Annotated in this window: 8 protein-coding genes; 2 read left to right on the top strand and 6 right to left on the bottom strand. The window is 63.3% G+C overall.

Features of this window, described 5'->3' with window-relative positions; all coding sequences use genetic code 11:
• Positions 1-279: 279 nt before the first annotated feature.
• The 6 genes from M0209_RS14625 to M0209_RS14600 all read right to left on the bottom strand — a co-directional run bounded on the left by M0209_RS14625 (position 280) and on the right by M0209_RS14600 (position 9,382).
• Positions 280-3,456 carry a type ISP restriction/modification enzyme gene (locus tag M0209_RS14625; RefSeq protein ID WP_258889012.1) on the bottom strand — a complete coding sequence of 1,059 codons (3,177 nt, stop codon included), beginning with the start codon at positions 3,454-3,456 and terminating at the stop codon, positions 280-282.
• A 143-nt stretch (positions 3,457-3,599) separates the two neighbouring features.
• Entirely contained in the window at positions 3,600-4,238 is a 639-nt protein-coding gene (locus tag M0209_RS14620; protein WP_258889010.1) for a hypothetical protein, read from the bottom strand.
• A 4-nt stretch (positions 4,239-4,242) separates the two neighbouring features.
• Positions 4,243-4,602: a GFA family protein gene (locus M0209_RS14615; protein WP_258889009.1), complete on the bottom strand. Its 360-nt coding sequence runs from the start codon at positions 4,600-4,602 to the stop codon at positions 4,243-4,245.
• Positions 4,599-7,274 carry an aconitate hydratase AcnA gene (acnA, locus tag M0209_RS14610; protein WP_258889007.1) on the bottom strand — a complete coding sequence of 892 codons (2,676 nt, stop codon included), beginning with the start codon at positions 7,272-7,274 and terminating at the stop codon, positions 4,599-4,601. Before acnA ends, M0209_RS14615 begins: the two co-directional genes overlap by 4 nt.
• Positions 7,275-7,835: 561 nt before the next feature.
• The gene (locus tag M0209_RS14605; protein ID WP_258889006.1) at positions 7,836-8,369 is read right to left on the bottom strand and encodes a hypothetical protein; all 534 of its coding nucleotides are present in this window, start codon (positions 8,367-8,369) and stop codon (positions 7,836-7,838) included.
• 11 nt (positions 8,370-8,380) lie between these two features.
• Positions 8,381-9,382, bottom strand: coding sequence for a ligase-associated DNA damage response exonuclease (locus tag M0209_RS14600; protein WP_258889005.1), 1,002 nt, complete (start codon positions 9,380-9,382; stop codon positions 8,381-8,383).
• Positions 9,383-9,487: 105 nt separating this feature from the next.
• Between M0209_RS14600 and M0209_RS14595 the strand changes: the two genes are divergently transcribed.
• Together M0209_RS14595 and M0209_RS14590 are read left to right on the top strand one after the other, a co-directional pair.
• Entirely contained in the window at positions 9,488-10,984 is a 1,497-nt protein-coding gene (locus M0209_RS14595) for a hypothetical protein (protein WP_258889004.1), read from the top strand.
• Between the two features lie 21 nt (positions 10,985-11,005).
• The gene (locus M0209_RS14590; protein WP_408988208.1) at positions 11,006-13,426 is read left to right on the top strand and encodes a ligase-associated DNA damage response DEXH box helicase; all 2,421 of its coding nucleotides are present in this window, start codon (positions 11,006-11,008) and stop codon (positions 13,424-13,426) included.
• Positions 13,427-13,434 lie beyond the last annotated feature (8 nt).

The raw sequence follows: 13,434 nt of genomic DNA, 5'->3' as shown, positions 1-13,434 counted from the left end.
GATGGATTGCATTTTGGGACCCGAACCACCCAGCGGAATCAAATGAGGGTATTTTTGGGGGCATCTGACCCAAAACGAAAAATAGCTAAGTTCATGTTATCAAAACGATAATCGAATTTTGCGAGTCCTCTTCTGCACCACACGCTGCGCCAGGATTTAGCGGAGCTAAATCCAGCATTACGCAGCGTGTGCGGCCGGCGTCGCCAAAGCGACGACCGACGGGACGGGCTTTGCCCGGCCCCGCCTTCTTTCCCGCCGCCGCGCCTCAGCGACGCCGCCTCACGCAGCTTCCCCCTCGTCGAGCGGCAACACGATTTCCTTCATGATGCGGTCGGTCTCGATCAGGATTTTCACGATGCGCTGATAATGGCCGATGTCGTCCCATGACAGCGTCCGCCCGCGCCGGTCCTTCAGCCATTTCTGGGCAGGGGTGTAGCCGCCGATGGGAAACGCCCATGATACCGGCGGCACGGCATCGAAATGCTGGTCCTTGTTGATCCAGACCTTCCCGTCCTCGAACTTCGGATACCCCGCCGCCACCACGTCATCGCCGTCCCCGACATAGGGATAGGGCGTGTCGTCGATGGCTGCGGCTTCCATCAGGTGCAGCCGCCGCAGCGCTTCGCCCTTTTCGCTGATATGCGCGAATACGTGCGCGCTCGGCGGATAGGGGATGCGCGGGAAGTCGATTTTCAGGAACTCGGCATAGGCGCGCCGGTAATCGGGCGCATGCAGCACGCCATAGATATAATCGAACACCCTGACCTCGGACGGCCGCGCATCGCCGGATGCGGCGCGGAAGTCGTCGTCGGGTCCGGCCTGTTCGGCAGGGTCGATCCCAGCGGCGGCGCAGATGGCAGCGTAAAGTTTGGGGTCGAGGTTTAGGGTGCGGTTTTTGGGGGCGAAGGCGTCGGCCTGAGCCGACGCCTCGTCTGGAATGAGATACAAAGGCAAAAAGTAGGACTGATCGTAGCGATTGCCGGTCTTGTTTGAAATCATGTCGACCGAGACGAACGCGCTAAAGTCATCAGCCGTCATTCGCGGGCAAAGGAGGCTGATGTTCCGCCCGCCAAGAACATGCCTTACCGTTTCCAGCCTATGCCGGTCGATCAGCGATGTGTCGTAGTAGATGCTTTGATAGTCGAACGGCCTGTATTGGATTGGCTGCACCAAACGGTCGTCGAACCGACCAGATCTCGCATTGGTCATATTCCAACTTGGGCTTGATGATATGTCGTAGGTTGTCGCAACCTCGCTGTCGGTGAGCTTCTTATCGAAAAATGCTGATATGCGCTGCTTCAATGTCGGAGCATCTAGATCGATTACGAACTGATCCCGATGTGTTTTTACGCCAGTGTTCTTTTCAACGAAGAGGTCGGTCAGTTTGAAGCCGCTGTTATAGGTTTCCAAGCTGGCCCCATCGAGGTTAGACAGCAGGAAATAAGGTGCACTCGGCGTAATTTCAGTCAGGTGTGGGTCGGCCACGTTAAGCGCGTGGAGAGCAGCATTCTTGGAGCTTCGACTTCCCCAGAGGTCTGCGTGCCGGACCGACGCCGGTTTGCGGTCAGAACTGGTTCGAACCCATCCCACCAAAACGCAAACACCTTGACGAATGTCGAACACGTTTTGATCAGGACCGCCGTCGGGCGACCGTTCCTCCTTGTTGGCGTTTCCGTGCAGGTCCAGCACGCGAATGCCGACAAATGTCTGCAGCAAATGACGGCGCATTTCCCGAAAGGTCGGATTTGTCAGGTAACCGTGATTGGTGATCATGGCGACCACGCCTTGCCCATTCTTGCTAACTAGATACTCAGCCATCCGTAGGAATTTGACGTAGTCATCATTGATGGGCTGCAGATTGCGCTCGCTAAGCTGCTTGTAAGGTCCAATCAGACCAGTGATCCAAGCGCCTTGGTTGGAAGAACTTATCGAATAAGGCGGGTTCCCCATCACGCACATGATCGGCGTCTGGCGCTTCACTGCACTTGCGCCGCGCGCTTCCTCGGCGAGAGGCTGAAAAAACAAGTCGCGCACTTCGCGCTCGGCGGGTTCCAATGCGTTTGTCAGCCACACCGACAGGCGCGGCGGACTGGCGCTTGGTTTGTAGCCGCTCTGCGTAAGCTGCATGTCGAGCTTCATGTGGCACATGGCATAGCTCGCCATCAGCAGTTCGAAGCCGTGCAGGCGCGGCAGCAAGTCCGCCTCGACATAGCCCGACCATTTGCCCGGTGCGCGCGCCTTTACCCGGTCGGAAATCAGCTGCACCGCCTTGGCCAGAAAAGTGCCGGTGCCGGTTGCCGGGTCGAGAATCTGGACCTTGTGAACCTCGCGCTTTGTCGTGACCGCCTTGCCGGTCTTGGGGTCGTTGGTGCCGGTGTCCCAATCGACCGTCACCTTGCTGGTATCGGCGAGGCCATCGACCAGTCCGAATTCGGTTTTCAGCACGTCGTCGACAGCGCGGACAATGAAATCGACGACGGGTTCGGGCGTGTACCAGACGCCCCGGCTCTTGCGCTTTTTGGGGTTATAGGCGGCAAGGAAGTCTTCGTAGAAATGCACGAAGGGGTCGTTGCGCGCGGTGAACTTGCCATAGCCTTCGAACAACGAGTGCGGGTCGCTGGCGCGCATGACCTGAACCAGATCGTCGACGATGTATTTCAGGCGGTTCGGCAGGCTGGGTCCGGCGATATATTCGAACAGCCCTTTCAGAAACGGGTTCGACGCGGGGAGCTTTTCGAGCGCCTCTGCGCGGCTGAACGTGTCGAGGCTGTCGTCGTGAAAGCGCGCGGCGAACATGCCGTAGGTGATGGTTTCGGCGTAGATGTCGGCGAACTCGTCCGGCTCCAGCGCGGGCAACAGGTTCGCTTTGAAGCTCTTGAACTGGCCGCCGAGGCCGGACCGGAATTCAGGATCGTCCTTCAGCGCGATGCCGACCTCGTCCTTGATGATCGCGGCCTTGGCGGCCATCATTTCGGCGAGCTTTTTGGCCGAACGGATGCTGATCGGTTTGGCTTCGGCGAACAGCTTGAGCTGGCGCGCCAGTTCGTCGAAGCAATCGGGCTTCGGCTGCAGCCCGCCCAGCTGGCCCATGAAGTCGGCAATCGAGACGAAGTGGACCTGCACCCCTTCGCGAATGAATTCGAAATCGACGCCGTTGGTGTAGATGAGATTGGGATAGGCGCGCTCGTAACGTTTGCGCTGTTCGACCGAATATCCCTTCAGCCGAATGACGTCCTTGTCGATGTCCTTCGCCTCGGCCCAGCCGACGGGAACGCCGCCCCGGTCGAACAGGAAATCGGGCATGCCGGCTTCGGACTTCTTGGGTTCGTTGATGACCGACAGTGCCGGGTCGATGGCGGCGAACAGCGCCTGTAGCGCGGGGCGATAGCTGTGCTCGGTGGCCGAACCGCTGGCATAGGTTTTGCGGACGCTTTCGAGATAGGCTTCGACCTGCACGCAGTTACTCCCCTTTTGCACAGCCTAGCGGACAGGGGGCGGGGGGCAAGGTGGAGAAGGCCAGGCCCGCGCCGAAGTGAAAAGGTGTTCGGGGCCGAGGGTTTCGATTGCCGGGCGCAGGCCTCGGCTTAACCGAAGCCCCCCTACCGCAGGCCGCCCTCCGTAATCCCGCGCCATTCGGCTTCGTGGCTGCCGTCGTGGTTCGCCATGCCGGGCTTGGTCAGGCAACCGCGCGGAGCCACGAAGCTGTCGATCCGCCGCTCGGGCACTTCGCGCCAGCGGATGTTGAAGGCGAAATTGACCGGAAAGAAGCACAAAGACGAATAGGGCAGATGGTCGTGGATCCACCACGCCAGTTTCGTCCAGTCGTGGGCGTGCGGATAGCGGTCGATGAAGCCGGGCACGGTGATGCACGCCGTCGCGCCCATCAGGCCGCGGTTGTCGAGCTTGTCCCAGATATGTCCCGCCCAGCTGCTTTCGTTGGTCGAGCAATTATAGGCGGGCTTGCCGCCGCGCATCAGGCGGTTGCCGAGCGCGTTGACCTCGCCGGACCGATACGACCCGCGCACCGCGATCCGCCCGAACGCGTCCTGCAACGGCTCGAGCAGTTCCTCGCACAGCCGCGTACCCGCCGCGATGGCGAGATCGGGATCGTCGGGGATGTTCGGCAAGCCGTGGATCGCTGCGATCTCCGAAAACAGGAAATCGCGCATGAAGAAGGATTTCGACAGGCGGACGCGCCCGAATTTGGTGAGCGCCTGGACGCTCGACGGCGGCCTCATGCGCTCAAACCGGCCATGACCGCCCGTCGATGGCGCGGATTTCGATCCCGGCGAGCGCCTCCGGGTCGAACAGCCGGGCATTGACGCCCATCCGGTCGAGATCCGCGAGCAGCGGCGTCCAGTGCGTCGTGCAGCCGCAGGCGGTGCACCAGTGCGTCGCCAGACAGGGCGTGGGGGTATCGCCGCGCACATAGGCGTGCGTGGTGCCCTCGACCTGCACTTCGCCGGGACGGAAATAGGCCCAGATCGCGCCACGCTTGGTACACAGGCTGCAATTGCAGTCGTTGATATAGTCGGGGCGGCGCGGGATGGTGAGCCGCACCGCGCCGCAGTGGCAAGCGCCCGCGAGCGCGCCCCCGCTCAAGCCGCCAGCTTCCTCAGCACATAATGCAGGATGCCGCCGTTGTTGAAATACTCGACTTCATTGGCGGTATCGATGCGGCAGAGCGCGGTGAAGGCGAAGGTCGAGCCGTCGGCGCGGGTGACGTTGACCGTCACGTCCTGACGCGGCGACAGGCTGGCGACGCCGGTGATGGTGAAGCTGTCGTCGCCGGTCAGGCCGAGCGTCAGGCGCGTGTCGCCATCCTTGAACTGCAGCGGCAGGACGCCCATCCCGACGAGGTTGCTGCGGTGGATGCGCTCGAAGCTCTCAACGATGACCGCGCGGACGCCGAGCAGGTTGGTGCCCTTTGCCGCCCAGTCGCGCGACGATCCGGTGCCATATTCCTTGCCGCCGATGACGACGAGCGGGGTCTGGTCGGCCTTGTGACGCATCGCGGCGTCATAGATCGGCATGACTTCGCCGTTGTAGCGCGACATGCCGCCCTCGATACCGGGGACCATTTCGTTCTTGATGCGGATGTTGGCGAAGGTGCCGCGCATCATGACTTCGTGATGGCCGCGCCGTGCGCCGTATGAGTTGAAGTCGGCTTTGCTGACCTGATGCTCCATCAGCCATTTGCCGGCGGGGCTGTCCGCCTTGATCGAGCCGGCCGGCGAGATGTGGTCGGTGGTGATCGAATCGCCGAGGATCGCGAGCGGCTTTGCGCCGAGGATGTCGCTCACCGGGGCAGGGGTCATCGACATGCCGTCGAAATACGGCGGGTTGGCGACATAGGTGGACCCTGCGCGCCACTGATAGGTGTCGCTGCCGGTCACGTCGATCGCCTGCCAGTGGACATCGCCCTTATACACATCGGCATAGCGCGCGCGGAACATGCTGCGGTCCATGCACGACGCCATCGTCTCGGCGACCTCGGCGTTGGTCGGCCAGATGTCCTTCAGATACACATTCGCGCCGTCGCTGCCGGTGCCGATGGGGGTGGTGATGAAGTCCTCGGTCACCGTGCCCTTCAGCGCATACGCCACCACCAGCGGCGGGGAGGCGAGGAAGTTGGCGCGCACGTCGGGCGACACGCGGCCCTCGAAATTGCGGTTGCCCGACAGCACCGAGGCGGCGACGATGTCATTGCCGTTGATTGCGTCTGAGATCGGCTGCGCGAGCGGGCCGCTGTTCCCGATGCAGGTGGTGCAGCCATAGCCGACGAGGTTGAAGCCGACCGCGTCGAGATGTTCCTGCAGGCCCGCCTTCACGAAATAGTCGGTCACGACCTGCGATCCGGGCGCGAGCGACGTCTTGACCCAGGGTTTGGGCTTCAGGCCGCGCTCGTTCGCCTTTTTGGCGACCAGACCGGCGGCGATCATCACGCCGGGGTTCGATGTGTTGGTGCAGCTGGTGATCGCGGCGATGACGACGTCGCCGTCGCCGATGTCGTGGTCCTTGCCCTCGACCGCGACGCGTTTGAAGCCATCATGCTTGTAGACCGATGACAGTTCGCCGTTGAACACATCGTCGATCTCGCTCAGCGCCACCTTGTCCTGCGGGCGCTTCGGCCCGGCGAGGCTCGGCACCACGCTCGACATGTCGAGTTCCAATGTCGAGGTGAACACCGGATCGGGCATGTCGGGCAGGCGCCACAGGCCCTGCGCCTTGGCATAGGCCTCGGTCAGCGCGATCTGGCTCTCTTCGCGGCCCGTCAGGCGCATGTAATCGAGCGTCTTGTCGTCGATGCCGAAGAACCCGCAGGTCGCGCCGTACTCGGGAGCCATATTGGCGAGCGTCGCGCGGTCGGCGAGCGTCAACGAATCCAGCCCCGGCCCGTAATATTCGACGAAGCGCCCGACGACGCCGTGCTTGCGGAGCATCTGCGTGCAGGTCAGCACCAGATCGGTTGCGGTGATCCCCTCCTGCATTTCGCCGGTCAGCTTGAAGCCAACCACTTCGGGGATGAGCATCGACACCGGCTGGCCGAGCATCGCGGCCTCCGCCTCGATCCCGCCGACGCCCCAGCCGAGCACGCCGAGGCCATTGATCATCGTCGTGTGGCTGTCGGTGCCGACGCAGGTGTCGGGATAGGCGACCGTTGCGCCCGAGGGATCGACCGAGGTCCATACGGCCTGCGCGATGTTTTCGAGATTCACCTGATGGCAGATGCCGGTGCCGGGGGGGACTGCCTTGAAATTGTCGAGGCTCTTCGACCCCCATTTCAAGAAGTCGTAGCGCTCTGCATTGCGGTGATATTCGATTTCGACATTCTGTTCGAACGCCTTGGGGTGGCCGAATTCATCGACCATGACGCTGTGGTCGATGACGAGATGGACGGGGACCAGCGGATTGATCTTGGTCGTGTCGCCGCCGAGTTTCGCGATCGCGTCGCGCATCGCCGCCAGATCGACGACGCAGGGGACGCCGGTGAAATCCTGCAACAGCACGCGCGCCGGGCGATACTGGATTTCGGCGTCCGATGTCGGGTTCTTCTGCCAGTCGATCAGCGCCTGGATGTCGGCGGTCGATACGGTGAAGCCGCCATCCTCGAAGCGGAGCAAATTCTCCAGCAGCACTTTCATGCTGAACGGCAGCCGCGAGATGTCGCCGAGCTTCGCCGCGGCCTTTTCCAGGCTGTAGTAGGACACCGTCTGCCCCCCGGCGTCCAATGTGCTGCGGGTGGCGAGTGTATCTTGGCCGACGGCGGTCATGGCGGTTTCCCCTGCTCGATGATGAATGAGTCGGGGTGGCCCTTAGCAAGCGGGGGCGGGGAGGCAAAGGAAAGGGGGTGTGCTGGGGCGAAAGGTTCTTAAAGGTTAGCCCAAGGAACGTGTTTTTCGACACTGTCCAAAACTCACGAAAGCCCCACGACGTGGGCGGAAAACCCCGTTCAAGCGTTCTTTAGGCGCGGTGAACCGTTGGGCTCGGATGTGGAATCTACAGTTTGAAAGAGCCGCAGCCTCGCGTCGTGACGGAACTCATGCTGACCGCATATGGGCAGCCCGGTGCAAGTCGGAAAGGGGTTTGGCAAACCACATCCCGTCATTCCCGCGAAAGCGGGAATCCAGCTTCTTCCTTCCTCATTCTTTGCGCCTTATTCTTCCTTTGCGCCATTGCGTGAAACATCGGCACGCTGTCGCCGCACGAGTTCTGCTTGGAATGAGCGCAAGGGTTTCACGCAAAGGCGCAAAGGAAGAATAAGGCGCAAAGGGAGAAGACGCTGGATTCCCGCTTTCGCGGGAATCACGGACATCAACCTTCGTCGGAAAGGATCAGATGTCCGACCACCCGTCGGCCTCACAATTGGAGCGGTGATAAAGAATGATCGTCAAAATATCGGCGAGCATCATCCTGTGGCCGGTTTCCATCATATCATAGTGAGTCTGATCGCGCTTTAAAGCTGCTGCCACTCGGCCGATAGCCGAAGTCAGTAACTCACCTTGATCGATGTCGTAAAAACCTCCCTGTTCTAATGTCCAGCCGTATTCCTCACCAACCCATCTGCCGCCCACTTTAGCAATTTTTGAACCGGGTTGAGACGCGAGATAACGTGCTACTACATCTTCGTTGTCGTGGTAACGCGGTGAAATCGCCGTGTCAGCGATATCATCGATCATCAAGTTTAAGGATTTGGCGAAGCTGCCTTCCTCGCTCTCATAACGGCGGGTAGTGTGATCCCAAGTTGCTTCCCAATTTCCTTTGATGTGAGCCAGTGGGTGCAGTACATCGTGGTCGAGCAGGTCGCTCCACGCGAAAAAATCCCTTACCGTATCGCGGGGTGGATTTTGCGGTTGCACGTTTCTCATTTTGTCACCCCCTAATCATCCTCATCCTCATACCCGACCAGATCTAGCGCGCGGGCCTTGATCTGGTGGAGCTGGCACCAGTGGAGCAGCGCGTCTTCGCGACCGTGGGTGACCCAAACTTCCTTTGGTGCGATTTCGCGGATCGTGCTGGTCAGTTCGTCCCAGTCGGCGTGGTCGGACAGGACGAGCGGGAGTTCGACGCCGCGCTGCACCGCGCGCTGGCGGACGCGCATCCAGCCGCTGGCCATGGCCGTGATCGGGTCGGGCAGGCGGCGCGACCAGCGGTCGCCGAGCGCCGAGGGCGGCGCGACGACAATGGCCCCGCGCATCTCTTCCTTCGAGGCGACCAGCGCGGGGCGGAGTTCGCCCAGATCGACGCCCCAGTCGCGGTAGAGGTCGCACAGTTTCTGCATCGCGCCGTGGATATAGATCGGCGCGTCGTGGCCCATGGCGCGCAGTTCGGCTATGACGCGCTGCGCCTTGCCCAGCGCATAGGCGCCGACGAGGACGCAGCGGTCGGGCTCGGCGGCGAGCGCGGCGAGCAGCTTTTGCATTTCGCTTTGGGTGGCTGGATGGCGGAACACCGGCAGACCGAAGGTCGCCTCGGTAATGAAGATGTCGCACGGCGTTACCTGAAACGGCGCGCAGGTCGGGTCCGCGCGGCGCTTATAATCGCCCGACACGATGACGCGCTCGCCGGCATATTCGAGCAATATCTGTGCCGAGCCGAGGACGTGACCCGCAGGCAGGAACGTCGCGCGCACGCCGTTCAGATCGACGCTGTCGCCATAGGGTACGGCGATGCCGCTGGTCTGCTCGCCATAGCGCGCAGACATGATCGCCAGCGTCTCCGGCGTCGCCCAGACCGCAGCGTGCCCGCCACGCGCGTGATCGGCATGGCCGTGGGTGACCAGCGCGCGTTCGACCGCGCGCGAGGGGTCGATCCACACATCGGCAGCGGGAATTTGGATGCCGTGCGGATGCGGTTCGATCCAGGAGCCGGGGCGTGCCATCGCGCCGATGTGGGGGCTGTACGCACGCTGCGCCAGCTTTACCCGGTGCAAAGTCTTTGGCACCATTGGGTGTGACAGGCCGCAAAGGCCGAACGAAGGGGAAATATGGGTCGCACCATCATGTTGAGCGCTGCCGTTTGCGCGCTCGCTATCGCATCGACACCGGCACGCGCCGCATCGGACTATGTCCAGTGCGACGGCCAGGCCAAGGGCATGGATTTCGCCGAAGGGCTGGCGCGCTTTACCGTTATCCTGGGGTCGCTGGGGCTGTTCGGTTCGCCCGAACAGGACAATGCCGCCGAACGGCGGTTCGGGCAGGAGGGCGTCGACGCCTGCACCCGTGCGGTCGACGACGGGCGCGGCAAGGGCAATGATCTGCGCCGCTCGCGGCTGTTGCTCGCGCGCGCCATCCACCATGTCGAGGCGAAGAACCTCGACGCGGCGCTTGCCGATGTGCGGCAGTTTCCGGCGATCGGCGGCGAAAAGGCGGCCGACCCGCTGTTCCTCCGCAGCTTTGCGCTGTCGGCGCTCGAGCTCGAAGCCGCCGTGCTGTTGCGTCAGGGCAAGACGGCCGAGGCCGAAGCGGTCGCGCTGAAGATGGCGGCGGCCTCTCCCTATGACCTTGCCAATCTGGTCCGCGTGACCGGCTATCTCGACAAGTCGCTGCCGGTGAGCGCGGCCAAGCGCGCCTATTTCGCCAATGTCATCCGCCTGATGCCCGAATTGCGGCTGAGCTGGGCCGATGCATTGCGCTGGCAGGGCGATTACGGCGCCGCCGGGGATGAGGCGGGCGCGGTCGTGGCGATGCTCGCCGACAAAGATGCCTCGGCGCAATTGATCGCGGGACAGGCGCTCGACCTGTACATGGCCGGACGCGCAGGTGAAGCGGACGCGCTGGCCGCCAGAGCGCGCAGCGACAACGATACCCGCGCCGCCTCCGAAACGACCGATGCGGCCAAGGCGGTGATCACCCGCACCGACGATTTGCTGGCATTCGCCAGGATCGTCGTGGCCATGAAGGCAGGGCAAACGGCCGAGGCGCGGCGGATGTTTGCGGCGCGCGAACGCTGGCTGTCGGTGCCCGTGCCGACGGTCGCCGATGTCGCGGCGCGACTGCGCGTCGGCGCGGCTCCGGCCGAACTGACCGGTGCGCTCGCCCGCGATCCGGCGGCGCTCCGCAGCGAGGCGCTGTCGGGCGAACTGACACGGCGCACCAATGAGGCGGCGCTGAAGGCGATGTACCGCACCATTCGCCCGTATCTGTCGCCGGGCAATTACAGCGCGCTGTCGAAGAATGTGAACGAGACGGCCAAATCGAAATACATGCCGGTGAAGCAGGACACGCTGCCCGGCGAAACCGTGACGGTGACCGGCGGGATCGGGGTGGCGGGCGGCGAGGCGGTGTTGCTGCACAGCGCGCTGATCGCCCGGGCGCGCGGCAAGACCGCGTTCGCGATCGTGCCGTTCCGCAGCAGCCTGTCGACCGCACGCGTGCTCTTCGAAAATCCGGGGACGTCGAAACTGCCGAGCTCAGCCTATTTTGCGGCGGATGCGGTGGTCGCGGCGCTCGGTCCGCGCTTCGTCCCGCCGCCAAGCAAGTAGCGCCGACGGACAAGGCGGGGCATGACGGCGGCGATGTCCGCTGATTTGCCTGCAATTCTGGAAGACTGGTTCGCGGCCAAGGGCTGGGCCCCGCGGCGGCACCAGTTCGACATGCTGGCGGCGGCGCGCGCCGGGCGACATGCGCTGCTGGTCGCGCCGACGGGATCGGGCAAGACGCTGTCGGGGTTTTTGCCGACTTTGGTCGAGTTGGTGGAAGCGCCGCGCGAAGGCCTCCACACGCTCTACATCTCGCCGCTCAAGGCGCTGGCGGTCGATATCCGGCGCAACCTGCTGACCCCGATCGAGGAGATGGGCCTCGATATCACGGTCGAGACGCGCACCGGCGATACGCCGTCCGACCGCAAGAAGAGGCAGCGGGAGCGCCCGCCGCATATCCTGCTGACGACACCCGAATCGCTCAGCCTGTTGCTGAGCTATCCCGATTCGCTGCTGATGTTCCGCGAACTCAAGACCGTCGTGATCGACGAGGTGCACGCGTTCGCGACCGGCAAGCGCGGCGACCTGCTCAGCCTGTGCATGGCGCGGCTGTCCGCAATCAATCCCTCACTGCGCCGTGTCGCTTTGTCGGCGACGGTGGCCGATCCGGACTTGTACCGCGCCTGGCTGTCGCCGGGGGGCGATATCGATGCGGTCACGCTGGTGCGTGGCGAAGCGGGGGCGGAGCCGAAGATCGGCATCTTGTTGCCACAGGGCCGCGTCCCCTGGGCCGGGCATTCAGGCCGCTATGCCGCGCCACAGGTCATGGAGCAGATCGCGGCGCACCAGACCACGCTGATCTTCTGCAACACGCGCGCGCTTGCCGAACTGATCTTTCAGGATTTGTGGAAGGCGAACGAGAAACAGCTGCCCATTGGTATCCACCACGGGTCATTGGACATCGAGGCGCGGCGGCGGGTGGAGGCGGCGATGGGTGACGGGCGGTTGCGCGCTTTGGTGTGCACGTCGAGTCTGGACTTGGGTGTCGATTGGGGCAGCGTCGATTGCGTGATCCAGATGGGCGCGCCCAAGGGATCGTCGCGGCTGCTCCAGCGCATCGGGCGGGCGAACCACCGGCTGGATGAGCCGTCGGAAGCGATGATCGTGCCGGGTAACCGCTTCGAATATCTGGAGGCGCGGGCGGCACTCGATGCGGTCGAGGCGGGCGAACTGGACGCGGATGTTTTCCGCAGCGGGGCGCTCGATGTGCTGGCACAGCATCTGATGGCCTGTGCCTGCGCCGCGCCGTTCGACGAGGGCGCGATGCTGGCCGAGGTGCAGGCGGCGCTGCCGTATAGCGCGCTCGCCCCCGAGCTTTTTGCCAGCGTGCTCGATTTCATTGCGACCGGCGGCTATTCGCTGCGGGCCTATGACCGGTTCCGGCGGCTGGTAAAGGGGCCGGATGGCATGTGGCGGATCACCCACCCGCGCGTGATGCAGCAGCACCGGATGAATGCGGGGATCATTGTCGAGGCGGCGATGCTGACCGTGCGGTTCAAGAACGGGCGCAAGCTGGGGCGGGTCGAGGAGGGGTTCGCGGCGAGCCTGTCGGTCAAGGATACGTTCTTTTTCTCGGGGCTAAGCCTGGAGGTCGAACGGATCGATACCGAGGATGTCATCGTCCGCGCGACCAGCCGTCCTGCACGCATCCCGAGCTATGGCGGCGCGCGGATGCCGCTGTCGACGCGGCTGGCCGAACGTGTGCGGCAATTGTTGCACGACTCAGGGGAATGGGGCCGGTTTCCGCCCGATGTCCGCGAATGGCTCGAGATGCAGGCGCTGCGCTCGCGGCTGCCGACACCCGGCGAGTTGCTGGTCGAGACGTTTCCGCGCGACGGCAAGCATTATATGGTCGCCTATCCGTTCGAGGGGTGGAACGCGCACCAGTCGCTGGGGATGCTGCTGACCAGCCGGATGGAGCGGCGCGGACTGAAGCCGCTGGGGTTTGTGGCGAATGACTATGCGCTGGCGACCTATGCGCTGGAACCTGTCACCGATCCGCGCCCGTTGTTTTCTGCTGACATCCTGCGCGACGAATTCGACGACTGGGTGCAGGGATCGCATCTGCTGAAGCGGGCGTTTCGCGAGGTAGCGGTGATCGGCGGGCTGGTCGAGCGGCAGCATCCGGGCAAGCGCAAGACCGGCAAGCAGGTGACGTTTTCGACCGACCTGATCTACGACGTGCTGCGCCGCTACGAGCCCGACCATTTGCTGTTGAAGGCAGCGTGGGAAGATGCGCGGGCGAAGATGACCGATGTCGGGCGGCTGACCGCGCTACTCGACCGGGCCGAGGGGACGATCCTGCACGTTGACGTGCCGCGCGTCACGCCGCTGGCGGTGCCGGTGCTGGTAATGATCGGGCGCGAAAGCGTGCCGCAGGGGACAGCCGACGATGCGCTGCTGGTCGAGGCGGATGCGCTCGCGAGAGAAGCTATGTCGAAGTGAACCGCCGC

The sequence above is a fragment of the Sphingomonas sp. SUN039 genome (assembly GCF_024758725.1).
Classification (GTDB): domain Bacteria; phylum Pseudomonadota; class Alphaproteobacteria; order Sphingomonadales; family Sphingomonadaceae; genus Sphingomonas_O.
This window is presented reverse-complemented; position numbering and strand designations above follow the sequence as displayed.

Excerpts from the sequence above, each read along its gene's own strand:
- M0209_RS14600 (WP_258889005.1), bottom strand. The coding sequence starts at position 9,382 with ATGGCACGCCCCGGCTCCTGGATCGAACCGCATCCGCACGGCATCCAA.
- M0209_RS14605 (WP_258889006.1), bottom strand. The coding sequence starts at position 8,369 with ATGAGAAACGTGCAACCGCAAAATCCACCCCGCGATACGGTAAGGGAT.
- M0209_RS14620 (WP_258889010.1), bottom strand. The coding sequence starts at position 4,238 with ATGAGGCCGCCGTCGAGCGTCCAGGCGCTCACCAAATTCGGGCGCGTC.
- acnA (WP_258889007.1), bottom strand. The coding sequence starts at position 7,274 with ATGACCGCCGTCGGCCAAGATACACTCGCCACCCGCAGCACATTGGAC.
- M0209_RS14590 (WP_408988208.1), top strand. The coding sequence starts at position 11,006 with ATGACGGCGGCGATGTCCGCTGATTTGCCTGCAATTCTGGAAGACTGG.
- M0209_RS14595 (WP_258889004.1), top strand. The coding sequence starts at position 9,488 with ATGGGTCGCACCATCATGTTGAGCGCTGCCGTTTGCGCGCTCGCTATC.